Origin of the sequence: Chelativorans sp. M5D2P16 (assembly GCF_034427935.1) — a bacterium.
Classification (GTDB): domain Bacteria; phylum Pseudomonadota; class Alphaproteobacteria; order Rhizobiales; family Rhizobiaceae; genus Chelativorans.
Genome location: NZ_JAXQNM010000010.1, coordinates 1 through 23,842 on the forward strand (window position 1 = coordinate 1; position 23,842 = coordinate 23,842).

Sequence of the window (23,842 nt, forward strand, 5' to 3'; positions counted from 1 at the left end):
TAGGCTCAGGACTCATTGATCAAAGCCAGAAGATGATCGTTGCGGCGATGCAGATTGCCGAAAAGAAGGTGTGGGCGCATCGGTCGTAGCGCGTGGCGATGCGCCGCCAGTCCTTGCGCTTGCCGAACATGTTCTCAATTCTGTGGCGCTGGCGGTAGAGCGCCTTGTCGTAGTCGAGCGGCTGCTTGCGGCTCTTGGTCGGCGGAATGCAGGGCTCGATGCCCCTGTCGGCGAGGGTTTGGCGAAACCAGTTGCTGTCGTAGCCCTTGTCGCCAATGAGGCTGGCAGCGGGCGGCAAGACGTCGACCATGAGCCTGGCGCCCTTGTGATCACTCATCTGGCCTTCGCTCAGAAGCAGGATAAGCGGACGGCCTTGTGCATCACAAATGGCATGCAGCTTGGAGTTCAGCCCGCCTTTTGTGCGCCCGATACGACGGGGAACATCCCCTTTTTAAGCAGGCTCGCCGCCGTGCGGTGGGCCTTCAGATGGGTGGCGTCGATCATGATGCGCTCAGGTTGTGGCCCTTGGCCGGCCAGCGCTGCGAAGATCCTGTCGAACACGCCGAGCCGGCTCCAGCGGATGAAGCGGTTGTAGAGCGTCTTGTGTGGGCCATACGCCTTGGGCGCATCCTTCCACTGCAGGCCGTTCTTGATCACGTAGACAATGCCGCTCACCACACGCCGGTCGACCACCCGCGGAACGCCATGCGACAACGGGAAGTACGGCGATATCCGCGCCATCTGCCGTTCGCTCAGCAAAAACAAATCACTCATCAGGGCCTCCTTATCAGAGACCGTGAATCACATCTCACATCAAATTAATAGGTCCTGAGCCTAGGTCTGGTTGCCGGGGCCAGCTTCAACCTTTGTCCGAACTCCTCCGGGGGATCCCGCCTCTGGCGGGATTGGCGAAGTCAAGGATGCCCATCAGCTCGCCGCGTAGTTCGGCATGTACCTCGCCGCGCCGTTACCAGGCGAAAGACCGACCTCGCCGATCAATGAACGTAATTCCTCGGCCGCCTGCCGGCCGCCGTCGGGGTCGTTGAGCGCCTCGGCGAATGCGGCAACCCTGGCCGCGTAGACACTGGCGATGTTGGGATGCACGTCCGGTATGTCGGCCGGCGCTTCCGCCAAGCGCGCGGGCGTCTAACCCGCTTCAGTTGCCCAGAAACTGCGAGAAGCGCTCCGCAAGTCGATCCCGTTCCGGATAGTCCCGGGGACGGATCGGCAACTTGATGACCTGTCCGGCCATGGCCTTTAGCCCGTGCTCGAACATTGGGCCGTCATTCATCGACAACAGCGCATCGCTGACATGGATTCGGTAGTCAGCATCGATGCCGATCAGATTGGCATCGAATGCCGCATGATGGATTTTGGACAATGGCAGACCGTTTGGCACGACCGACCGGCCGAATTCCTCGTCCTTGTCCGCGATAATGTGTGCGGCGTCCAGTAAACGCGGCTCTGGCAAACCGGTGACGGCGCAACGGTTGCCATAGGCGGCCAGAATTGACTCGCGGAATCGCGCCTGGTGCAGGCGCTGTCGCACCAAGCGCAATCCATAACGGCGCTCCGGGGCATCGGGCAGTGCCCAATTTTCGCTTGCCGCTGCAGGTGATCCAAAGGCAAGCCGCACCCTCAGTTCAGCGGCTGACCAGTCTGCAACGTACGTGGGCCAGATCAGCGTGTAGCGCTGCGGCGCAACCCCGAGGAAATAGAGAATAGGAACCTGTGCGTCTCGCGCCGCCTTGAGCCAGCGATTGTCTGCGGCGCCTGGATCATTGCCCATGAAGGCATAGTCGACGAGTTCCTCGCCCTGCTCGATCTGCTCATGCACGACGCGCTGATCATCATACCAAACGCGCGCACCGGTCCGTGGATAGACGGTTCGCACGCTTAAGAGGTGCTGCATGCGCGAGGGCTTGAAGATACCGCGCTGCGGATTGATCAAAGGAATCCGCTCGCTGTCAATGAAGAAGCCCGCTCGCAAGCCTTCAGACGTCACCACGCCGCCAGCCGCAAAGCGTTTGATGTGCGGCACGGCGGCCAATCGAATGCGTGCGTCCTCAGGACTTTCGGTCATACCAGCCGCCTCGACCATGCCAACCATGGAAGTGTCAGCGGCATAGTCATCCTAGATATCTGTTCTGCCGGTGCCATTCGAGAGCCGCGTTGGATGGCATAGCTTCCTGGTAGTGCGGTAGCCGCATCGGCGTCCCATGCAGATCATAATAGTGACGGCCATTATCGAAATCTGCCTTGAGCCGACGACTGACTTCGAAGCGCCTATCAGGCGCGATCGTCACATAGCCAAGGTCGAACAGGCGATGGATGTCCGTTCTCAGCAGCACGCCGTTGGACGGTGAGTGTCCGCCGCCGGCATCGTAAGCTTGAATATGCGCAGCATCGAGAATGGGCAGGGTTTTTTCGCCTGAGATTGCACAGCGCCGCCCATAGCTGTCCGTCACGCTGAGGCGGAATGCGCCTTGGCCAAGCCGTGGCTTGATAAGGGTAGGCCGCCCGTATCGTTCGCCAGACTCCGAAGCAATGGTGCCGGCCCCACTGGTCAGCCTGTCGGCGACGGCTTCCCAGAGATAGCGTCCGTCTCTTTCTTCGACACCGAAGCCCTTGCCGGTCACAATGTTGGGCGACCAGCTCTCTGGAACCGGAAGCCAGAAGTCTCTTGGCCAAAAGAAGGGCTGCGAGAGAATGCGACACCCGATGACTGGATCCTGCCGCTCATCCAAGATGGCGGGATCACGGCGGTAGTGTGCAATGCGCGCCCGCATTTCGGCTGGGCCGGCAACGCCATTTTTCAATCCAAATGCATCCCAAGCCAGCGAAAGCGGCACCAGAGAGGCATGGCCAAACACGCCGCCACCAACGATGAAATCGTTGGGTGCATGGAGTTTGAAAAGAAACAGCTCGCCAGGCTGCAGGGCCTTGAACGTCGTTGTTCCACTGGGTTGCCAGAAGTTCACCTCGTCGTGCGGCGCGGACGCGCCAAGCATGTCGAACCAAGCTTTGTCCGTGACTGCGACAAACAGACGAACCACAGTTCCCCCCTTTAGTCCGCTACGGCCTCCAATAAGGAGCGGCAATCGAAAGCTTATGCGGTGTGCTGCCCTGCATCCTTACTCGCCTTCCTCCACCGCTGCATCGCTCGCGAACTCTAGCGTCGATAGAAAGGCGAAGGTTCGCGATCTCCTCGTCACTGAGGTGAATCCGAATATCGACTCCGTCGCCCATCGCCGCAGTTGCTCATAGAAATTGGCACGCTGCGCATCATTCGCGAGAGAGCCGACGTATTCGTACAGGGGGTCTGTGTGCGCTCGAATCGCAGCTTTGCATGAGGTCATGCTGCCTCTGCTTCCTCCGCCGGTTCTTCGGCGGCATCTGCAGCGGGTTTTTCGATCAACTCGATCGCAAGCGGAATTCCGAATTGCGCAAGACGTTCAGCAGCGGTCTGCAGGCTAACCTTGCTGAAAAACGGGAGGCCCAGAGAGCCATCAGCATAAGGCTTGCGCATGATCCCGTAAATAACACCGTAGTCCTCACGCACGAGCTTGTCCGTGCTCTTCGGAAGATGCGCCTCGAATCCGCCGCCAAGCGAGCGGACCTTACTCCGGAGCTTCTTCCGGAACTCCGCATCGCTGACAAACGCTTCGGCGCTGACAACACCCTGCGACCAAAGATGGCTGATGGGACCGGACGAATGGCCGTCCTTCAGGTGAATGAACTTCTTGTTGTTGGAAAAGAAGTCGCAGGGCTCAATGTTGGCGTACCGGACGCCGTCGGGATTGATTTTTTCCTGGTCGAGCTTGAGTAGGTCAGGCCGGTTTGCAACCAGGTTCTCGATCAGTTCTTCTTCGTTCCTGCAGGTTGTCGCACCAATAAGGGTCACCTGCTCAATCTCATTGAAGAAATTGTCGATCCGGTCCTTGAACTTTTTCTCGACCAGATACCAGCTACCCGCGAACATGACATAGTGCCTGGCGTTCTGGTCCGCACCGACAGAAGTTTCGAACACGAAGCAGTCGTATACACGCCACTTTTCGGAAAACTCTTCCTCGCCGTCTCCCTTTGCTTTGATGCGGTGCTTTTCCTTGATCTCCGCAATGTCGCCTTCGAAATCACAACGCTGCAACTCTGACACATAATCGTCGATCGACAGGCTGTAAAACGTCGTGCCGTGACTGCCGAAGCCGTTGTAGTGGAGCTGACTGCCCTCGGTGTAGTTAACGATCTCGGGCGGTGCCATATGCAGGTCGGACTGGTTGCCGTCCCGCAATGCCTGCAACGCATCGAAAAGCTTGCCGTCGAGTTCCTCGACGACGTCCTTCTCAACAACCCTCTTCATGTTGTCGACCCACGCAAATTCCTTGCGGTAGTCGTCTTTCTGGTACGCATCCACGATTGCAGTGCACTTGGCCTGAAGGGTTCCGGCATCCACATCGCAGGTGATTGAAAGGCTATCCTTACCGGCAACGAAGCGTGCGAATGCCGTATTGGTCGGCGTACCGCCTGCAACCCGCGCAAGGTCGCGCAGCATATCGACCCCGAATTCCTGAAGATCGCTGTCCTTGCTGGCCTGGACCCGCTTCTGGAAGGTAACGGCGTCCGGCGTCGCCAGGTCGAGTGTCCGCAACCGGCTACGAGGCACCGTGTTCAAAGTCACTTTGAGACCGAACTGCCGCTCAAACACGTCATCATTGAGCGCTATATGGATGTGCCCGAAACAGATTGCAGCCATGCGGTCGCCGACGGGCACAAAAATCACAGCTCCTGCCCCGCCGGTGAAGATTCCTTCGGGAACTTCGCCAAAGCCTTCGGCGATGAAGGTGCGCCAGCCCGGCGGGTTTGAATAGATTTGTCCCACGAACACCCGTGCGCCTTCGATACCTTCCCATGGCTTTTCCTGAAGGGCACGTGCTGCACCTGGCGCAAAGGTTTCGGTAAAGGCGTTTTCGATGGTCCGGCCAATGCGCACCAAGCGGACATTCAGAGTTCGCATTGCCATTTTATCCCCCTGGGACTCATTCCCCCGTTAGAAGTTTCTGCATAAGGCGGTGCATTGGCACTCTAGCGCGGTGTCCTCAGACTTGAGCCGCTCCATCAGACACCGTTCTCGGCAAGCACCGCGCGGAGAGCTCGTTTCTCGGCCAGCGATGGGAACCGGCAACGGGATCAAACGGCGGATATTTCGGATTCGTAGCGCTATACATGCTCCCCCGAACACAAGATAACCTTGTAATGGAGTTACTTCTAGAGAAATATTTTTATGAGACACATATGCGTGATAACTAGCTGACCTGAATCAGGAGTGGGCGCATAAAGCAAGCAGTGGCGACCTTCCTTCGATGGCAGCATGCTGGGTATGAGGTGCTGGGCCGTTTAGTAAACGGCAGGCCCTTCCCGGGCTCGATGTTTGTGCCCTGGAATTAACGGGAGGACGGGACCCCTTGTGGACAATGGCCTCAATTCGCTAACCATCGGTTCCGTACATGCTAGAGATGCTACCGGGGCTCCTCAAAAATTCATAGGAAATCAAAGTGAGCGCCAGAAGTGATCAGCTAGCGGTCCTTCAGTACCTGCATTGACGCTTGGCTAGCGGAGACTGGCCCGCTGCCGGTTGGGCGCGGCAAACTGACAGCGCCCTTGAAACTCAGTTCCCCCTGAATACGCTTTGCTGGTAAGCGCCTGACTGCGGTATCAGCGAGCCAATGAGGTGGCAGAGTGGCGCGGTATGAATGCTGGAACGACATTCTTATCCTACCGGATGACCTGATTGCGTTCGCCTAGTCCGCCCCCATGCGTGATCTGGCGGCTAAGGTCGCACTGTCGGATGTCGGATTACGGAAGCTGCTGACACGCTGCGGTGTCGCAGCACCGCCGCAAGGCTATTGGAATAAGGTGCGTGCCGGAAAGCCGGTGCCGGTTCGCCCAAAGGCACCACCACGCCGACCGGGAGAGATTGGCCGGCTGCGGGTTGATACACGCTTTGCCAAGGTTCTAATCCCGGCACCGCCGCTATCCTCCGAAGGTCCCTTCGCCTCAGAACTGGTCCCGGAGAGCCTCGATGCGCTTTACGCGCAGGAGCTGAATGCGATCGGCCGTGCCTCTGTTCCGAAGACGCTCGACGCATCGCACAAGGGGCTGGTGCAGCTGCTCAAACAAGAGCAGCGGCGACGAGAGAAGGCTGCACAGAGCGATTGGCATTGGGACCAGCCCAAGTTCGACACACCGGTCGGGAAGCGGCGGCTTAGAATCCTGAACGGCCTGCTTCCAGCGTTGAGCAAGCGCGGTCATGATGGTGACGCCTACTGTCCGTCGTCAGGGATTTTTGGACAAAGAGCGATCAGATTTAAAGGAGGCTCTGGCCCATCAGGGTTGGCATATTAGGCGGCTGCCTTGCGATGGAGCAAGCGCCGCTGTTTGATGGTTTCGCGTTTGATCCTTTCTCTCTCCAGCATGATGGTGTGGCCGCGCCCGAAGTAGACGTCAGCCGGCGTGAGGTTGCCGAGGCTCTCGTGGTAGCGCCGATGGTTGTAGTGGTCGACGAAGGTGCCAATCTGTGCTTTGAGATCGCCCGGCAGGAAGTAGTTTTCGAGCAGGATGCGGTTCTTGAGCGTCTGATGCCAGCGCTCAATCTTGCCCTGGGTCTGGGGATGAGCCGGTGACCCGCGGGTGTGCTCCATGTTGTGATCCTGAAGCCAATCAGCCAGTTCGCCGGCGACGTAACACGGTCCATTATCGGACAGCAGCCGTGGCCGTTGCACCATCCTGGCTGTATCGCAGCCGGAGGCGGCCAACGCCATCGACAGCGTGTCGGTGACATCCTGCGCCTTCATGGTCGTGCACAGCTTCCAGGCGATGATGTAGCGCGAGAAGTCATCGAGGATGGTCGACAGGTAGAACCATCCCCAGCCGATGATCTTCAAATAGGTGAAGTCGGTTTGCCAGAGCTGGTTGGGTGCCGTCGTCTTGTCCTTGAACTCGTCGGCGGCCTTGATGACCACGAAGGCCGGGCTGGTGATCAGGTCGTGGGCCTTGAGCAGGCGGTAGACGGAGGATTCGGAGACGAAGTAGCCGCGCTCATCGGTGAAGGTCACCGCCAACTCGCGTGGCGACAGTTCCGGCCTGTTCAGGGCCAGTTCAATGATCTGATCGCGCATATCGTCGGCAATGCGGTTCCAGACCCGCTTTGGCTGGGGCTTACGATCTTCGAGCGCATCGACACCGCCGGTCAGGAACCGATCATACCAGTTGTTGAAAGTCGAACGGGGAATGCCGAGCTTCTCCAGTGTGCGCTTGACCGGCAGATGGGACTGTTCGACGAGCCGGATGATCTCCAGCTTCTCGGAGGCGGGGTATCTCATGTGTCGTTGCCCCCATCCGCGACCATGCTTTTTTTCAGAAGCCGCAACTCCAATGCCTGCTCCGCCACAACCTCTTTCAGGTCGTGAGCCTCGCGGCGCAAGTGCTTCACCTCATCGCTGGTGGCGGCGCGGGCCGTGTCCCCGGCCAGCCGCTTCTTGCCGGCTTCGAGAAACTCCTTCGACCAGGTGTAATAAAGGCTCTCAGCGATGCCCTCGCGTCGGCACAGCGCGGCAATGGTCTCTTCGCCGCGCAGGCCATCCAGCACAATGCGGATCTTCTCCTCGGCCGAATACTGCTTGCGGGTGGCCCGGCGGATGTCCTTGATGATTTTCTCCGATGGCGCTTTCCGTGCTCCGGAGTTCTGTCTCATCTTCGCTCCTTTGAAAGGCTACGATGAGCCAGAAATCCTCCCTTCTCAGTTAACGCCCATTTGTCCAACTAGTGCTGAAGCCGGACACTAGGGCGGTGGGCAGACGTGCAGCTTCGGAGCCCGCAACGGCGATTGCAGACGTTCAACCTGTTGGGATTGAGATCGCGAACGCGCCGCCCTGAGCGGCCGCCGAAGAACGGCACCGTAGCTGTGGTAACCGCGATATCGGTGCAGGTTCCAATAGGCGTTAGCATTCATCAAAATAAAGCTGTCTATAGTAGCCTCAACAAATGGCATCCGTACCTTTGCCGTGGTGAGGGGCAGGATCGTTCCTGAAGCGGATGTTGTCCGGTGCCATCGCACCACCCGATACAATGAAAGCGATGGCTTCGTTCTTCGTCCAGTGGAGCCATACGAGGCGTGATGTCGGGACGATCTCGACAAAGCCTGATGTCGGATTGGGCGTGGTCGCGACATAGACGGCGGCAAGTTCCTCGCGATCCTGCGTGGCCGGGAAGATGCGCGTGACGATACCGACCGCACGCATCTCCGGTGTCGGGAACTCGATCAGAACGACCCGCTGTCCACCCGGCGTGCCGTCGCCGCGAAGCGCATCAACGAGCGTCTGCGTGGCTCCATAGACGGTGCGCGCGAGCGGGATCGCATCGACCACTCTGTTCACGAGTTGCAGAAAGCGCCTTCCGATGACGGCGTTCGCGGCGCGGCCCAGAAAGGCGAGAAGCGCCAATGTGATCAGCACCGCGAGTGTCGACTGAAACCAGCCGGCGAGCAAAAGGTCCGCCAGTCCGCCCGAGGTCGGCCGCAGTGCCCGGGAGAGGGCGCCCACGATCGGCCGTCCGGTCTGGATCAGCAGATCCACCACGAACCAGACGACCCAGACGGTCACCCACAACGGCACGATCGTCAGGATGCCGGTAACGACGTGTCGGGTTATGGACTGCATGAGGTGCCTCTCGAAATCCGGCTCCCGCCGATTGTGTTTTGAAGGAAGTGGCTGCTCCCGTTGCGAATACCCTCAGAGCGGAAAGAACAGGTAGATGGCTGCGCAGGTGGCCGCGCCAACGATGATGTTCATCGGGATGCCGATCTTCAGGAAATCGGAGAAGCGATAATTGCCGGCGCCGTAGACGAGCGTGTTGGTCTGGTATCCGATCGGCGTGGCGAAGCTGGCGCTTGCCCCTAACATGACGGCGACGACGAATGGCCGGGGATCCATGCCCAACTGGTTTGCGAGCCCGATGGCCAGAGGCGTGATCAGTACTGCGACGGCGTTGTTGGTTACCACTTCGGTCAAGATCGACGTGAGCGCGTAAAGGGCGACAAGCGTCACAAAGGGAGGTAAGCCGGCAATCCATGGCGTGAGGCCATCCACGATGAGTTCGACGGCACCGGTGTTGGCAAGGCCTTGGCCAACAATCAGCATGGCGATGATCAGGATCAGGATCGAACCTTCAATCGAGCTCCAGGCCTCGTCGGCATCGATGCAACGCAGGAGGAGCATGGCCGCGACCGCGAGGATAGCCAATATTCCGATGTCCATAAGACCGAATGCGGCGATGACCACGACCGCCACAAGCGCCAGGACGGCAATGGGCGCCTTGCCGCGGCGGTAGGAACGACCGCTCGACCGGGTGACGGACACCAGGTCGGCATCTTCTGTCAACGCATCGAGATTGGCCGCCGGTCCTTCGAGCAGCAGCTTGTCCGCCGGCCGTAACTTTACATTTTCAAGGTCCGGGCCGGGCAGGTGGCGATGGCGATGGGCGCCAAGCACACGAATGCCATACCGGCGGCCCAGCGCCAGATCCACAAGGCGCCAGCCTGAGCTTGCGCGGTGGGGCGCGACAATGGCCTCCACCACCACGGCGTCCTGGGAGCGTTCCGTGCCGCGACGGAGCCCAACCCGGAGATCCGGTTTCTCGTTGAGGGTCAGGAGCTCGGACGTCCTTCCGTAGACAATCAGGGAATCGCCTTTCTTGAGCTTCCGTTTGCTGATCTCTGTGCGGATCATCTCGCCGCCGCTGCGCAGCGCCTGGATTCTGAGGCCAGGCCGATTGAAATCAGGGATCGCATTGATCTCCCTGCCCACATATTTTCCGTCTCCCCGGATCGTGACCTCGGACAGAAACTGTCCCTCGGCGCTTGATGCATCGTCGTCTGTGCCGCGATCGGGTAAGAGATAGCGCCCGAGCAGCAGCATGGTCATCGTCCCAGCGGCCGCCGCCACGAGACCGACCGGCGTGATCTCGAAGACCGTGAACGGCTGAAGGCCTGCCGACCGGGCAACACCGTCGACCAGAATGTTGGTCGAGGTGCCGATCAGCGTGCATGTGCCGCCCAGGATCGCCGCATAGGAAAGCGGAATGAGAAGCCGGGTCGCGGCGACGTCGAGCGATTTTGCCAGCCGCATCACGATCGGGATCAGGATGAGAACGACCGGCGTGTTGTTCATGAAGGCGGATGCGGTCACCGTCGCGGTGAGGAAGATCGCAATCGAAAAGACCGGTTGAACGAGAGCACGAGCAACGACGATGCCGGCGAGGCTTTCGAGCACGCCCGTCCTCACCAGCGCGCCGGAAAGGATGAACAGCGCCCCGATCGTGATCGGCGCGGAGTTCGAGAACGCGCCCATCGCATCCGCCGGCGTAACGAAACCGGACAGCAGAAACAGAGCCGCGCCGCCAACGGCGGTCACCTCCGGTGGGTAGCGCTCCAGAACGAAGCCGACGAGCAGAAGCAAAATGATCGCGAGGGCGATATAGGCTTCATATTCGGCAAACAGACTTGCCATGTGTCACCTATAATGCGGTTGCCGCGATCAACCAGATCGTGGCTCCTAGCCGAGCGTAATATGCGTTCAGGGGTGAGGAACTTCCGCCGCACCGCCACACAGCGATGAAAAGGAAGAGGTTCATCGGGAGCGAGGTGAAGAAGAGCAGAAGTGCTACGACGAGCGGCGCCTTCGAAGCCAGGAGCGCCACCGCGCCAAGCGCGGCTATCAGATTGATGAGGCTTCCGGCGAGCAGCATGTCGCGCCAGAAGACCGTCGACAGCGCTTCACCGCGCCATCGCGCCAGAACGAAGCCCTTCGCCGCCGCCGCGGATGGAACGCGGCTGGAAGGCACCTCGTCCTGTCTCATCGAGCGCGGATACTCAGATCCCTCAGGCATTGCCCCGGCCTTTCTTCAATCTTGTATTTCCGTGCTCGCTGGACACCGGGTTGATCTTGCCGGGTGCGTGCGTGCTGCCGCCATTCTGATCATTCGGCCGAATGGCCGCCTGGGTGGAGCTGGGAGAATCCTCGAACGCTGCCTCGACCGACTTGCGCGTCTCTTCGATCTCCAGTTCCCGTTCGGCCTCTCGGAGAGCCTGCTCGAACTGCCTGCGGTATTCGCCGCTCACGCGGTTGAAGGTCCGCATCATCGCTCCTGCCGACCGCATCGCCTTGGGCAGTTCCTTGGGCCCAAATACGATCAGGACCACCAGGACGATGACGAAGAGTTCAGTCCCGCCGATGCCGAACATCCAGGAAGACTCCCTTGAGGATCCGCGCCGCGCCCATCTTCAGTTCACACCTCCGTCGGCCGCGTCCTTGCCCCCGCAGCGGCTGCCGAGTCCTCCGGGCTGAGGGCTCCCGGCCTGAGCTTGAACAGGATCAGCAGCGGACCTGCGACAAAGACGGAGGAATAAGTCCCGACGAGGATGCCGAAGATCATGGCTACGGTGAACGACCGGATGACCTCGCCACCCCAGATCGAAAGCGCCACCAGTGCGAACAGGGTGGTCACGCCGGTCAGCACCGTGCGCGCCAGCGTCTGGTTCATCGATAGGTCGAGGAGGTCGGGGATCGGCATCTTCTTGAAGCGCCGAAGATTGTCCCGTACCCGGTCGTAGACGACTACCGTGTCGTTGATGGAGTAGCCGACGATGGTGAGGATGGCAGCAATCGAGGTCAGGTTGAACTCGATGCCGGCGACGACATAGAACCCGATCATCATGATGACGTCGTGGAAGGTCGAGATGATGGCGCCGAGCGCGAACTGCCACTCGAACCGGATCCAGATGTAGACGAGCATCGCCAGGAGCGAGGCAATGACGCCCACAGTGCCATTGAACGCAAGCTCCGAGGACACGGTCGGGCCGACGACCTCGACACGGCGGAACTCGTAGTCGTCCCCAAGCGCGTTCTTCACCTGCTCGATGGCGCCCTGCTCGGCAGCCTCGCCGCCCTGCTGGGCGCCGATGCGGATGAGCACGTCGCGCGGCAAGCCGAACTCCTGCACCTGCACGTCGCCGAGGTCGAGCACCGTCAGCCGATTGCGGATATCGCTGATATCGGCCTCCGGTCCCTTTGCCTGCACCTCGACGCTCGACCCGCCGCGGAAGTCGATGCCGTAGTTCATGTCCACCGTGGAGAACAGCGCAGCCGAGGCGATCGACAGCAGCAGGGAGAGTGCGAAGGCATATTTTCGGAATGCCATGAATGGTAGGCGCGTGTCGTCGGGCACCAGACGCACCACGCCATTCGGCATCGCTTTCGGTCGCTGCCGGCGCAGCCACGCGGCCACCAGCCAGCGTGTCAGCGTGAAGGCCGTGAACACGGTGGTGACGATGCCGATGGCAAGCGTGACAGCGAAACCCTTGATCGGCCCTGAACCGAGGAAAAACAGGATGACTGCGGCGATGAGCGTCGTGACGTTGGCGTCCACCACCGTCGCCAGCGCCTGCCGGAAGCCGGCGTCCATCGAAAGGACGATCGATCGTCCTTTCCGGCATTCTTCGCGGACGCGTTCGAAGATGATGACGTTCGAATCGACGGCCATGCCCATCGTCAGCACGATGCCAGCGATCCCGGGCAGTGTCAGCGTCGCCCCGAGGATGGAAAGCACGGCAATGATGAGCAGTACGTTTGCGATCAGCGCGATGTTCGCCAGCAGTCCGAGCCGGCCATAGGCAAACAGCATGAAGCCGAGGACGAGAAAGGCGGCGATCACCGCTGCGAACTGTCCTGCCTTGATCGAGTCCGCACCGAGGCTCGGGCCCACAGTGCGCTCCTCTATGATGGTGAGGTCGGCGGGCAGCGCGCCGGCTCGCAAGAGGACCGCGAGGTCGTTCGCACTCTGGACGGTGAAATTGCCCAGGATCTGGCCCGTACCGCCGAGGATCGGCTCCTGGATCTGCGGCGCGGAGATCACCTCGTTGTCGAGGACAATCGCGAACAGGCGCCCGACGTTGCTTTGTGTCGCCTGGCCGAAGCGGGTCGCGCCGCGATTGTCGAAGCGGAAGGAGACCACCGGCTCGTTGGTGCGCTGGTCGAAGGTCGCCTGCGCGTCGACCATGTTTTCGCCGGATACGATGATCCGGTTCTCGATCAGGTATGGAACCGGTGGATCGTCGGTCGAATACATCACCGTCGAGCCCGCAGGCGGGCGACCATCGATCGCCTCCTCGACGGGAATCGACTGATCGACCATCTGGAAGGTGAGCTTGGCGGTTCGGCCAAGGATGTCCTTGAGCCGCTGCGGATCCTGCAGGCCCGGCACCTGCACCAGAATGCGATCCGTACCCTGGCGCTGGATGATCGGCTCGGTCGTGCCGAGTTCGTTGACGCGCCGGCTCACCACCTCGATCGATTGCGTCAGCGCCGAGGCTATCCGGTAATCGAGACCCGCATCCGTCAGCGTGAAGCGCAGCAGTCCCGGCTCCGGCTCGGAGAGCTCCATCTCAGTCACCGAACCGCTGGTGAAAAGCCCGGTCGAGATCGGCCGTGCCAGGCTCTCGAGCGCTTTCTTTGCCGCCTCTATCTGCCCCTGGTCGCGGATACGCATCTGGACGTAGCGCCCGGTGCCGGTAAGACCGGTATAGCCGATCCGCGCATCACGCAGCGCGGCGCGAATCTCGTCCCGCGCCGATTCCAGGCGTTCGTCGGCCAGGTCCTGGCGGTCGAACTGCAGCAGGATATGCGAGCCGCCCTGCAGGTCGAGGCCGAGCGTCAGCTTCTGCCTGGGCAGCCAGTCTGGGAGGGAGGCAAGGGTTGAAGCAGGAAACAGGTTGGGGGCCGCGAAGAGCACGCCGGCCAAGACCGTCAACCAGATGAGGATGGTCTTCCACCGCGAAAAGTGCAGCATGTTCTCGTCCGTTCGGCCGATCGCTGCGGTCGGATTCCGCCCTGGATCGGCATTCTTATTCGCGGTCGGCTCGACACACCGGTGCCGAGCGACGCGCAACTTCGGAAGGAAAGGAATCAGGCGCCGCGATTACACGCGGCGAGGATCAGGGCCGATGGATCGGCGGGGCACGCGCGTGGAATGTGTGAGCCGGCGGCTGGTGCAGCCGAATGTCGGCCCATGCACAAAAAACCGCCCCCAAACCGCCTGCGAACCGTAGGCTCGAGTCAGAGACGATGACGACGGGCTTGCCGTCTCCTCCACCAGAATGAGCGAATGGGTCTGGCTTAAAACGGAATGCCTCTACACCAAGATGGCGCGAGACATCGCGGACGAGAATTGTCGGCTGTGCGGCAGGCTCAGCCGCCGCGATCGTATCCTCTCCTTCGGCGAAAGCCGGTCCGCTCTGGACGGCTCCCGCCGCCTGCACGGTCCAAATCAGGAAGAGGAACGAAGCAAGCAGCCGAAGGCCAGATCCGACGCTCAGTAGAACGTCGGGCCTTGCGCGATCCTGCCCTCGGCTTCCTTGTTTCATCTCACCAGACACGACCTTATCATGCACCGAAAATCGAGGCGCTGTCTTGCCTATTTGTCGTTCGCAAATCGCGGCTCACTCACTCTTAGCCGAGGTAACTGCACTTGCAGCGCAGATTGAGGCGCATCTTTGGCGTAGCCGAATGGTCAGCCATACAGGATCTCTTTGCGCGAGCGAGTCATTCTGGGCGCCATGTTTGCGAACGCTCTGGGGAACCTTTTCCTGCAGCATCTCGGGGCGGAGAGCAATCCGGCGGCTTGGGGGCCGAATCCGGTCTGTCCGGTCTGGGCATTGAGGACTAGTTAGCTGCCGTTCTGGTGCCGACCCCATTCCGGAAATTTGACGCGAGCCGGCAACCTCCCGAAACCCGACCACTTTACCGAGTTGTGTCCTCCACATAATCCATCATCGCTTTCTGGAGTCGAGAAAAGCCGACGCTTGTACCGCTCTCTCGGATGTCTCCATTATTCGCGTCTGCAAAAACAGCCTGTTCGGTAAAGGTCATTATGGTTTTGCCGTTTCGGCCCTCGAACTCGACGGTGACGAGCGAGGACGAAATGGGAATCCCGTCTGTCCTCATGGTATAGGCATAAACAATACGTTGGCGGGGGTGAACTTCAAGGAAGTGAGCCAACATACCCTGTTCAGTGCCGTCTGGCATTCGCCAGACCAAGCTTTCGTGCCCATCGACGCGGAAGTCGAAGAGATCCTGGATGATCGTCCAATCGGGATGGCAGCTGCTCCAGCGGCGCTTAAGCCGGTGGTCCGACCAGAAGCGAAAAGCGTGGGCGGGGCTGCCCGGGAGCTCACGCTCGATGACGAAGCTGCGGTGGTCGACATTGATACCCATCAGTGATCCTTCTCCTCGGGCACTTCGGCCATAACAGCCGCCAACCTATCGAAGGCAACATTCATTTCGCGCTGGCGCTGCTCTATCCAGTTGTTCATGGCACTGAAGGCATCGGGTCGCATGCGATAGGTGCGCACGCGGCCAATTTTATCGCTGATGACAATGCCCCCTTGCTCGAGCACCTGAAGGTGCTTGAGCACCGCTGGCAGTTGAACGTCGGCCGGGGCTGCCAACTCCTTCACCGAAGCTGGGACTTTGGAGAGCCGTTCGATGAAGCCGCGCCGGTAAGGGTCTGCCATGGCCTGGAAATAACGGTCGATGTTTTCTGAATCTGTCATTCTGCAGGCTCCAGAAAGCGTTTCGGCATGGCGTCGCGATAGGGGAATAATTTAAAGTAGGGCTGCGCCTCGACGAGTACACGCTGCACCGATGGCCGCGCCAGCAGGCGCTCGAAATAATCTCGCGATTGCGGCCTGCCTTCGCCAAGCGGATGAACGATCGACCCAAAGAATAGCGCTGGCAGCGCGGAACAATCCGCCATAGTAAAAGTCCCCCCTGTGATCCATCTGCGTCCATCAAGCTGCCCCTCGATCATGTCGTAGGCGGTCTCCAACGTCGCATGCGCTTCCGCAACGCCGTGGGGATCGGTAGCGCCTTCGGGGCGAATACGGTCGCTCACGATCTTTTGCATCGGCACACTGACATAAAGATCAAAAAAAGCGATCCCACAGGCGAACATCGAGCTGCTGTTCTGCCTCGTTCGGTATCAATTGGACCGGACCGGCATGATGCTGCTGCAGATACTCGGTTATGATGCTGGTTTCGGCGACCACCCTGTTTCCAATGCTGTCATGCAATACAGGGATCTTACCCACCGGCCAGCGCTCGATATGAGCAGCGGCGGACCCGGGGTTCGAGAAATCGACGAGGCTGGGCTCGAAGGGCGTGCCGTTCTCGTAGAGGCCGTAAGGACCTTGTGGCAGAAGGAAGCGAGTGGGTGGAGGTAGAGTGTAAGAGCCAGTGCCATCTCCATTTAGTTTCCAATGACGGAAACGATAAGCCACATCACATGCGAGTTCAATAAAAGTTTCCATAGCAGGAAACTGATGCGATTGAGATTGCGAGGCGTACACTTTTCTCTTGAGAGAAGTATTTTGGCGTGATAGTTGGCTTCCAGGAAAACCATTGGAACGCATGGAGACTGCGATGCGCGTTGTCATTTTGAATTTTCTATCACTCGACGGGGTCTATCAGGGCCCGGGGTCCCCGGATGAGGATCGGTCAGATGGCTTTGAGCGCGGCGGTTGGTTTGTGCCCTTCGTCGATGCGGCGCTTGAGAGCAGAGTGGAGGAATGGGCGGCCTCCGCGACCGGATTTCTATTCGGAAGACGAACCTATGAGGAGTTTTCGGCTGTTTGGCCCACGATAACCGATCCAGCCGATCGCAACGCCGCTCGGCTCAACTCTCTTCCAAAGTATGTGGCGGCCACCTCTCCTGTCGATACCACTTGGGGCCCAGCAACGGTCTTGGACCACGACGTTGGAGCCGCAGTCGCCGCTCTGAAACAGGATGGAAGCGGTGAACTTCAGGTGCACGGCAGCGGCCGACTGGGCCGGTCCCTCTTAGCCGCGAATCTCGTCGATGAACTGCGTATCGCGATCGCTCCTGTGATTGTGGGTCAAGGCCGAAAGCTCTTCGGTGACACGGAAGCGCCGTCAGGTTTCAAACTGCTTTCCGAGGATCGGACACCATCGGGCCTCATTATGTGCCGCCTCGAGAGCACCGGCGGTGGGGCGGCTGGCACCTATGTTCGGGGGCAGACCAATCTATCGGTTGCCGGCGCTGCAAGCGACTGAGGATCAAAAGAATGTCGTCAGCCGCCCAACAACATCCCGATGGTCTCAGCACGATCTTTCTGGCGCTCGCCGATCCGACCCGCCGTGCAGTCATTGCACGTCTTGGGCAAGGGCCGGCCAGCGTCAGCGAGCTCGCAAGTCCCTTCGATATGGGACTGCCTTCCTTCATGAAACACATCCGGTTCCTTGAAAATAGCGGGATGATCCGCACCACAAAGGTGGGACGAACCCGCTCTTGCGTGATCGACGGTCCCGGTCTTTCCAATGCCGAGCGATGGTTGGCCGAACAGCGGGCGATCTGGGAAGCACGAGCCGATCGCCTGGAGGCCTTTGTAATGCAGGAACATTCCGAGGAAGCCAACAATGCAGACCGTGACCACTGAACTCGATCTCGAAGTCTCGCGAATTATCAAAGCGCCGCGAGAACGCGTGTGGAACGCCTGGGTGGACCCGGAACGTCTGGCCCAATGGTGGATACCGCACCCCATGACCTGCCGCGTCGTCAGTCTGGAGGTTCAACCAGGAGGAGCGTTCGTCACCGAAATGAGTGAGAATGACGGGCCGTTCGTGCCGCACCTGTCAGCTTGCTTTCTCGATGTAATTTCCAGAGAGCGCATCGTCTACACGAACGCGCTGACCGGTGGCTGGCGGCCAGCGGCACATGGCTTTGTGACAGCAATCATCACCCTTTCCGACCACCCAGATGGCACGCAGTACCGCGCACAGGCCCTGCACAAAAGTCGTGCGGACCGTGAGAAACATGAAGAACTCGGGTTTCACGATGGCTGGGGCACGGTCGTTGCGCAACTGGCGGAACTCGTCGAAACGACTACCTGACGGTATTGGGCCAATCCTTTTGTTCTCATCGGCGCAAATAACCAGTCGTAGCATTGAACTTAAAGATCGGCTCACGTATCGCAACGGCGTTCGCTAGTCCCTCTACAGCGATCCTTATGGCAACGAGATCGGATTGGGGGCGTTCCGGCTCCCTCGGAATAGGAGTTTTGAGATAGCGTTGGCAGACTGGGGGCCCGGGATTTGCAGTCACCCGAACGTCTGGGTTCGCTGTGTCAAAGCCACCCGACCCCCCGCCATATGAATTGCGGCAGTCTGAGCGGACCGACAACTTTCAGATCGAAAACTCCGTTGAACGGTGAGAACGGGAGCGCGTTGCAGTCAAAGCGGGCCGGCCACCTGGATGGCCGCTTCCCAACTTCAGCGCCCAGAAGCGGACCTCGCCTTCCCACCAACGATGGACGAAGCAGTAATGTATGCCCCTAACCGAAGCGGTCACCCGCGATGCATCGGGTGACCGCTTCCATGTCAGATTTCAGTTCGCTCGGCCAAGAGCAGCGCATCCTCCACATCGACTCCGAGATATCGGACAGTGTTCTCGATCTTGGAATGGCCAAGCAGGATTTGAATGGCCCGCAGGTTTCCTGCCGCCTTGTAGATCATGCGGTATCTTCGTGGGGTCTTTGGGTATTTCGAACGTCAGCCAAATGTTCTGGATGCCGAAAGGAATAGCCGGTGCGTTCAGTCCAAACCGGGAATTTCTACGTCCTCCTGCAGCGTGTCGCGCAGATAGAGCTGGTTTACGGCAACGTACAGGACAACCGTGAGCGGCGTGGCTAGAAGGACGCCGAGGGGACCGAAGAGCACGCCCAGTGCGAGGAGTGCGAAGAGCGTCAGAACCGGCGGCAGGTCGACGGTGCGTCTCTGGACCAGCGGCATGATGACATTACTCTCGATCTGCTGGACGGCAAAGTAGAGCCCGATGACCCAGAAGACCGTGTTACCTCCCTCCGAAAGAGCAAGCAGGATCGCGGGCACAGCGCTCAGGATCGGCCCGACAATGGGCACGAACTCGGACAGGCCCGCCAGAAAGCCGAGCGCCAGCGCCGACGGCATGCCAATCAGGTAGAGGCCCAGCGTGGTCAAGGCGCCAACGATCGCCATCGAGACGAGTTGCCCGAGCAGCCAGAGCCGGAGCGCTCGTCCGGTATTGTCGAATGTATCCGACGCGTTGTCCCGGAGCCCCGGGGGAATAAGTCTGAGAATGCCCTGGCGGTACCGCCGAGGGCGTGCCGCGAGATAGATCCCCGCCACGAGGACAAGCACGAGGTTGGTCACAGCGCTGACGAGCACTGACGTGTAGCCGGCGACCTCCGAGGCCATGCTGCCACCGCCGGCAAACTGGCTCACGCGTTCCGCCAGACGCTCATAGAGGTCATCGACGCCGAACCTTTCGCCAAGGCGGGTGATCATCTCCGGAAGACGCTGAACCAGGCTGGAAGCTTCGGTCGCGATCTGCGTCCCAAGCAGAAAGAAGAAGGCGGCCATCAGGGCCGCTATAACCACGATCGACAGGACGAGCGACCATGGTGCCGTGACCGGTGTATGGTCCTCAAGCACCTTTGCGCCGCTGCGAAGTATCACGGCCGCCACAACGGCTCCGAAGAAAAGCAGAAGCACGTTTGAGAGCTGCCATACAATGAGCGCGCCGACGATGACGCCGCCCACGACAAGGCTCGTTCTTGCCGAAGCGGCTACCGTCGGCATGGATCGTTTCGCCGTCGTCTCAGCCATGACTTTGACTTTACTCCCATACCGGCGCCTGCAGGAATCGCCTCTACTCGCCGGCTTCTTCGTGCCCTTCCTCGATTGCTTCTTCCGCGGCCTCCAACTCGGAAGGCGCGGCCTCCGGCTGTTCACCAACGCTTGAGGCCGTGGAAACGTAGCAAAGCGAAACGAAAAAGGGGAAATGGTCCGATCCGACGTCCGGCAGGACCGCAATCGCGAGAAGGCGAAAGGCGTCCTCGAAGAAGACGTGGTCGAGCGGCCAGCGCAGCAGCGGCCAGTTCGCATTGAAGGTTGCATAGGGACCGCGGCCGATCCGGGGATCCAGCAGGCCGCTGGTCTCCTGAAGCAGGCGGTTTGTCTGCGACCAGGCGACATCGTTCAGGTCGCCGGCAACAATGGAGGACGCGGCTTCTTTTCTGACTTCCCGCCCAACGATCAGTAGCTCGGCATCCCGCTCTGCCGTGTCCTGGATAGGCGGGGGTTTGGGGTGCAGGCCGTAGAAATCGACGACCTCACCGGAAGGGAGACTGACGCCAGTCTTGATCGACGGGACGTCCTTCTCGACGAGGAAGCGGACCTCCGGCTCGACGAGTTCGAAGCGGGAGAACAGGTGGAAGCCGTACCCGTTATCCCGAGGGTGGGCCACGACATGCGGATAGATACCCTCCAGCGGTTCGAGCTGGCGGGCCCACCACCGGTCGGTCTCGACCAGCAGGAGAAGGTCTGGCGCAATACGCCTGACCAGGGCCAGAACGCGATCCGCATTCTTGTTTCCCGCCTTGACGTTGAGCGCCAGCAGTCGAAGGCGCGAATCCTCCTCGCAGCGTAATACCGCCTCGGCTTCTGTTGGATGGAACGGCGTGTAGGGCGCGACGCTGTAAGCTTGCCATCCCAGCGCCAGCGCGACGGGGCCAATAAAGGCTGCGGAGCGGCGGTCCCGAAGGGACATGACGAAAGGCGCCGCAAACAGCACCAGCAGCAGAACGGCAGCCACTTGAAGCCGAGGAAAGTCCCAGATCCTGATCCACCACTGGTTGCTGGGGACAAAGGGTGTTGCTGTCAGGACGACAGCGACACTGCCAACGGCAACTACTGCCAAACGCACCTTTCCAACCATCCGCGTCGGCTCTCCGCACATTCGGAACATCCGCCGCCTATCCTCGTTCAGTTTCGATCAAGCAAGAGGACAAGGCGATGAATTGGGATCAGATCAAAGGGCAGTGGACGCAATACAAAGGTAAGGCGAAACAGCAGTGGGGCAACCTAACGGACGACGACCTGGACCGGGCGGAGGGCAGTCGCGATCAGCTCGCCGGGCGGATTCAGGAGCGCTACGGCGTCGCAAAGGAAGAAGCCGAGCGTCAGGTCGACGAGTGGTCCCGCAACATCGGCTAATGAACTCGGTCTCCGCGTAGCCGCGGGGCCATGTGAACCGCGATCCTGTGCCGTCTTCATCGCAGCGTGGTCATGCCAGATGCGGAAGCCACCGGGGGGGGGCAAAACCACCCACGTCGGTGCCCTAGCCTCGATGAACGAATGGCAGCTTTCGGGATCAGGGGCAATCAACCGGAATGTCGACAATGGTGAAGGGTTTCGGGTGCCGGCAGGCGTACGAAAGCCTCTCATGCAGGAACCCGCGGGCCACAGTCGATGTCTATGGGGATTTCGATTTTCGGCTGATGTCGGCGATGGCGTGACCGTGTCCGGGAAGCGCCGCGATCGACGCGAGCGGAGCGCTCTGTGAAGTTTGCGCACGGCTTTGTGGGCTCGGCGTGCAGCCGGACCCAGCCCTTTCGGTGTTGATGATCACCATGTGCGCGTGCAGATCCGTTACCGGAGACTGAGCGCCAGCGGCTTGAAGCTTGAGCATGCCATGCCGGGTCATGGACGGTTCTCCGGGTTCGCCGTGGTTGTGTCCGGCGGTGCGCGCGGCTGCCTCCATCGTTCGAACACCTCGATGACGATCATGCGTCCGCCGCAGCACGGGCATGACGGGCGGAAGTCGTCCGGTTCGTCCTGGGCATCGTCATCGGGAGGTGGGGCAACGCAAAGCAGTTCGCGGGCCCGTGCGATGCTGGTCTTCCGGGCGGAGCCGGCGAGCAGGCCGTAATGGCGGATGCGATGGAAGCCGCGCGGCAGGACATGGAGCAGGAAGCGGCGGATGAACTCGTCGGCCGCGAGCGTCATGACCTGCTGCCGGTCGGCGCCGTCGCGGCGGTAGTCCTTGTAGCGGAAGGTGACGTGGCTTTGGTCGAAGGCGATCAGGCGGCTGTTCGAGATCGCGACCCGATGCGTGTATCGTGACAGGTAGGCGAGGACCGCCTCCGGCCCGGCGAACGGCGCCTTTGCGTAGACAACCCAGCGCTTCTTCCGGACGGGAGCAAGATGGCGCAGGAAGGCCCGCCGTTCGCTGAGGTGCGCCATCGATCCGAAGAAGGCGAGCCGCCCCGCCTCGTGCAGCGTGAGCAGCCGGTGAGGAACAGGCGTCGGAACAGTTTGCCGAGCACGCGCACCGGGAGGAGGAAGGCCGGGCGCGACGAGACCCAGCCCTTCCCATCGAGCGAGATGCCGCCGCCCGGCACGATCATGTGCACGTGCGGATGGTGGGTCATCGCCGATCCCCAGGTGTGGAGCACGGCGGTGATGCCGATGCGTGCGCCGAGATGCTTTGGATCCGCCGCGATCGTCAGCATCGTCTCCGACGCCGACTTGAACAACAGGTCGTAGATGAGCGCCTTGTTGTGAAAGGCAACGTCGGCGACCTCGGCGGGCAGCGTGAACACGACATGGAAGTAGCCAACCGGCAGCAGGTCGTCCTCCCGCTCGGCAAGCCATGTCCGCGCGGCCGCGCCCTGGCACTTCGGGCAGTGCCGGTTGCGGCAGGAGTTGTAGGCGATCCGCCAAAGACCGCAGTCCTCACAGGCCTCTACATGACCGCCAAGCGCTGCGGTGCGGCAGTGCTCGATCGCTGACATCACCTTGAGCTGCGCGAGACTCAGATGGCCGGCATGAGCGGCCCGGTAGGCGGGTCCGGCAGCGCGGAAGATGTCGGCGACCTCCAGGTGCGCGCGCACCGGCTCAGCCGGGTGGTGTCTTGCCTTCCATCAACGCCATCAGCTGATCGAGCGGCCCTGCGACCGCATGGATCGTCCGCGTCGAAACCTTGGTGTAGAGCGCGGTGGTATCGAGTTTGCTGTGTCCGAGCAGCACCTGGATGACGCGGATGTCGACATCCTGCTCGAGCAGGTGGGTGGCGAAGCTGTGACGCAACGTGTGCGGGCTGACGCGCTTGCGGATGCCGGCGACTTCGGCAGCCTCCTGAACCGCCCGGTGCAGTTGCCGCGACGAGATCGGATCAGTGCAACTGCGTCCCGGGAACAGCCAGCCATGCGGCAGCATTACCCCGCGCTGCTTGCCCTCGCGCCACCACAGACGCAGCAATTCCAGAAGCTGCGGCGATAGCATCGCGTTGCGATCCTTGCGCCCTTTGCCCTGTTCGACGCGGATCAGCATGCGTGTCGAGTCGATGTCGTCGACCTTGAGGTGCGCGACCTCGGATACGCGCAGGCCCGCGCCATAGGCGACACCGAGTGCTGCCTTGTACTTGATGCCTGGCGCAGCTTGGAGCAAGCGCGCTGCTTCCTCCACGCTCAGCACCTCGGGCAGCTTGCGCGGATACCGGGTGACCACCAGCGCGCGCGCCAGATCCCGCCGCTTCAGCGTCACCGTGAACAGGAAGCGCAGCGCCGAGACCGCGCCGTTGATCGTCGCAGGGCCGACGCCGTTCTCATGCTGATGCAACTGGAAGCGCCGGATATCCTCGGTCGTCGCGGTGTCGGGGGCTCGCCCAAGGAACGCGGCGAAGCGCCGGACATGACGAACGTAGTCCTGCTGTGTATGTGGTCCCAGGCCCCGCATGAGCATGTCTTGCTGCATACGCTGGCGAAGCGGCGTGATCGGAGCATCGGTCGACAAGGTAGCCATGGCAAGTTCCTCTCGTTGAAGGGAACTCCATGGTCGGATCGCACTCTCTATCTGCCCAGAGCCTCAAACAATCACGCTTACCTCACCGCTCGCAC

General features: G+C 60.6%; 22 protein-coding genes and 3 pseudogenes. 5 read left to right on the forward strand and 20 right to left on the reverse strand.

The window, feature by feature from the left end:
- Window positions 1-19 precede the first annotated feature (19 nt).
- The 5 genes from SIN08_RS05315 to SIN08_RS05335 all read right to left on the reverse strand — a co-directional run bounded on the left by SIN08_RS05315 (window position 20) and on the right by SIN08_RS05335 (window position 5,020).
- Window positions 20-774 (reverse strand): IS5 family transposase gene (locus SIN08_RS05315; protein WP_322450512.1). Its coding sequence is split into 2 segments (ribosomal slippage): window positions 20-441 and window positions 441-774, totalling 756 coding nucleotides; the frame shifts between segments, so codons are not numbered across the junction.
- A 153-nt stretch (window positions 775-927) separates the two neighbouring features.
- The gene (locus SIN08_RS05320; RefSeq protein WP_322450548.1) at window positions 928-1,134 is read right to left on the reverse strand and encodes a hypothetical protein; all 207 of its coding nucleotides are present in this window, start codon (window positions 1,132-1,134) and stop codon (window positions 928-930) included.
- A 22-nt stretch (window positions 1,135-1,156) separates the two neighbouring features.
- Window positions 1,157-2,083: an HNH endonuclease gene (locus SIN08_RS05325; protein WP_322450549.1), complete on the reverse strand. Its 927-nt coding sequence runs from the start codon at window positions 2,081-2,083 to the stop codon at window positions 1,157-1,159.
- A 46-nt stretch (window positions 2,084-2,129) separates the two neighbouring features.
- Window positions 2,130-3,056 carry an HNH endonuclease gene (locus tag SIN08_RS05330; RefSeq protein WP_322450550.1) on the reverse strand — a complete coding sequence of 309 codons (927 nt, stop codon included), beginning with the start codon at window positions 3,054-3,056 and terminating at the stop codon, window positions 2,130-2,132.
- A 299-nt stretch (window positions 3,057-3,355) separates the two neighbouring features.
- The gene (locus SIN08_RS05335; RefSeq protein ID WP_322450551.1) at window positions 3,356-5,020 is read right to left on the reverse strand and encodes a TIGR04141 family sporadically distributed protein; all 1,665 of its coding nucleotides are present in this window, start codon (window positions 5,018-5,020) and stop codon (window positions 3,356-3,358) included.
- Between the two features lie 791 nt (window positions 5,021-5,811).
- On the opposite strand from SIN08_RS05335, the gene SIN08_RS05340 reads away from it, so the two are divergent.
- The gene (locus tag SIN08_RS05340) at window positions 5,812-6,402 is read left to right on the forward strand and encodes a hypothetical protein (RefSeq protein ID WP_322450552.1); all 591 of its coding nucleotides are present in this window, start codon (window positions 5,812-5,814) and stop codon (window positions 6,400-6,402) included.
- Here the strand turns inward: SIN08_RS05340 and SIN08_RS05345 are convergent.
- From SIN08_RS05345 to SIN08_RS05385, 9 genes and pseudogenes are all read right to left on the reverse strand, one after another.
- Window positions 6,399-7,750 (reverse strand): IS3 family transposase gene (locus SIN08_RS05345; protein ID WP_322450553.1). Its coding sequence is split into 2 segments (ribosomal slippage): window positions 6,399-7,414 and window positions 7,414-7,750, totalling 1,353 coding nucleotides; the frame shifts between segments, so codons are not numbered across the junction. The genes SIN08_RS05340 and SIN08_RS05345 overlap by 4 nt on opposite strands.
- Before the next feature lie 283 nt (window positions 7,751-8,033).
- Window positions 8,034-8,714, reverse strand: a complete 681-nt coding sequence (locus tag SIN08_RS05350; protein ID WP_322450554.1) for a DUF502 domain-containing protein — start codon at window positions 8,712-8,714, stop codon at window positions 8,034-8,036.
- A 72-nt stretch (window positions 8,715-8,786) separates the two neighbouring features.
- Window positions 8,787-10,562, reverse strand: coding sequence for an SLC13 family permease (locus tag SIN08_RS05355; protein ID WP_322450555.1), 1,776 nt, complete (start codon window positions 10,560-10,562; stop codon window positions 8,787-8,789).
- A gap of 7 nt (window positions 10,563-10,569) precedes the next feature.
- Window positions 10,570-10,941 carry a hypothetical protein gene (locus SIN08_RS05360; RefSeq protein ID WP_322450556.1) on the reverse strand — a complete coding sequence of 124 codons (372 nt, stop codon included), beginning with the start codon at window positions 10,939-10,941 and terminating at the stop codon, window positions 10,570-10,572.
- A complete protein-coding gene (gene tatB / locus SIN08_RS05365) occupies window positions 10,934-11,296 on the reverse strand; it encodes a Sec-independent protein translocase protein TatB (protein WP_322450557.1) in 363 nt (120 codons plus the stop codon). Before tatB ends, SIN08_RS05360 begins: the two co-directional genes overlap by 8 nt.
- 44 nt (window positions 11,297-11,340) lie before the next feature.
- Window positions 11,341-13,899, reverse strand: a complete 2,559-nt coding sequence (secDF, locus tag SIN08_RS05370; RefSeq protein WP_322450558.1) for a protein translocase subunit SecDF — start codon at window positions 13,897-13,899, stop codon at window positions 11,341-11,343.
- 950 nt (window positions 13,900-14,849) lie between these two features.
- Window positions 14,850-15,323 (reverse strand): SRPBCC domain-containing protein, encoded by a 474-nt coding sequence (locus SIN08_RS05375; protein ID WP_322450559.1) that lies wholly within the window; start codon window positions 15,321-15,323, stop codon window positions 14,850-14,852.
- Window positions 15,323-15,661, reverse strand: coding sequence for a metalloregulator ArsR/SmtB family transcription factor (locus SIN08_RS05380; RefSeq protein WP_322450560.1), 339 nt, complete (start codon window positions 15,659-15,661; stop codon window positions 15,323-15,325). Before SIN08_RS05380 ends, SIN08_RS05375 begins: the two co-directional genes overlap by 1 nt.
- Window positions 15,658-16,344 (reverse strand): annotated as a pseudogene (locus SIN08_RS05385) (glutathione S-transferase family protein). Before SIN08_RS05385 ends, SIN08_RS05380 begins: the two are co-directional and overlap by 4 nt.
- 185 nt (window positions 16,345-16,529) lie before the next feature.
- Here SIN08_RS05385 and SIN08_RS05390 point away from each other — a divergent pair.
- The 3 genes from SIN08_RS05390 to SIN08_RS05400 are packed head-to-tail and all read left to right on the forward strand — an operon-like array spanning window position 16,530 to window position 18,017.
- Window positions 16,530-17,180: a dihydrofolate reductase family protein gene (locus SIN08_RS05390; RefSeq protein ID WP_322450561.1), complete on the forward strand. Its 651-nt coding sequence runs from the start codon at window positions 16,530-16,532 to the stop codon at window positions 17,178-17,180.
- 11 nt (window positions 17,181-17,191) lie between these two features.
- Window positions 17,192-17,563, forward strand: coding sequence for a metalloregulator ArsR/SmtB family transcription factor (locus SIN08_RS05395; protein ID WP_322450562.1), 372 nt, complete (start codon window positions 17,192-17,194; stop codon window positions 17,561-17,563).
- Entirely contained in the window at window positions 17,544-18,017 is a 474-nt protein-coding gene (locus SIN08_RS05400; RefSeq protein WP_322450563.1) for an SRPBCC family protein, read from the forward strand. Before SIN08_RS05395 ends, SIN08_RS05400 begins: the two co-directional genes overlap by 20 nt.
- 486 nt (window positions 18,018-18,503) lie before the next feature.
- Here the strand turns inward: SIN08_RS05400 and SIN08_RS05405 are convergent.
- From SIN08_RS05405 to SIN08_RS05415, 3 genes and pseudogenes are all read right to left on the reverse strand, one after another.
- Window positions 18,504-18,638 (reverse strand): annotated as a pseudogene (locus SIN08_RS05405) (integrase); the annotation flags it as partial.
- Window positions 18,639-18,716: 78 nt separating this feature from the next.
- Entirely contained in the window at window positions 18,717-19,769 is a 1,053-nt protein-coding gene (locus SIN08_RS05410) for an AI-2E family transporter (protein ID WP_322450564.1), read from the reverse strand.
- A 43-nt stretch (window positions 19,770-19,812) separates the two neighbouring features.
- Window positions 19,813-20,880 carry an endonuclease/exonuclease/phosphatase family protein gene (locus SIN08_RS05415; RefSeq protein WP_322450565.1) on the reverse strand — a complete coding sequence of 356 codons (1,068 nt, stop codon included), beginning with the start codon at window positions 20,878-20,880 and terminating at the stop codon, window positions 19,813-19,815.
- 77 nt (window positions 20,881-20,957) lie between these two features.
- On the opposite strand from SIN08_RS05415, the gene SIN08_RS05420 reads away from it, so the two are divergent.
- Window positions 20,958-21,158 (forward strand): CsbD family protein, encoded by a 201-nt coding sequence (locus SIN08_RS05420; RefSeq protein WP_322450566.1) that lies wholly within the window; start codon window positions 20,958-20,960, stop codon window positions 21,156-21,158.
- A gap of 259 nt (window positions 21,159-21,417) precedes the next feature.
- On the opposite strand, the gene SIN08_RS05425 is transcribed toward SIN08_RS05420, so the two are convergent.
- The 3 genes and pseudogenes from SIN08_RS05425 to SIN08_RS05435 all read right to left on the reverse strand — a co-directional run bounded on the left by SIN08_RS05425 (window position 21,418) and on the right by SIN08_RS05435 (window position 23,747).
- Complete coding sequence (locus SIN08_RS05425; protein WP_322450567.1) at window positions 21,418-21,648, reverse strand: hypothetical protein; 231 nt, start codon at window positions 21,646-21,648, stop codon at window positions 21,418-21,420.
- A pseudogene (locus tag SIN08_RS05430) lies at window positions 21,645-22,837 on the reverse strand (IS91 family transposase). Before SIN08_RS05430 ends, SIN08_RS05425 begins: the two are co-directional and overlap by 4 nt.
- Before the next feature lie 4 nt (window positions 22,838-22,841).
- Entirely contained in the window at window positions 22,842-23,747 is a 906-nt protein-coding gene (locus tag SIN08_RS05435; protein WP_322450568.1) for a site-specific integrase, read from the reverse strand.
- Window positions 23,748-23,842 lie beyond the last annotated feature (95 nt).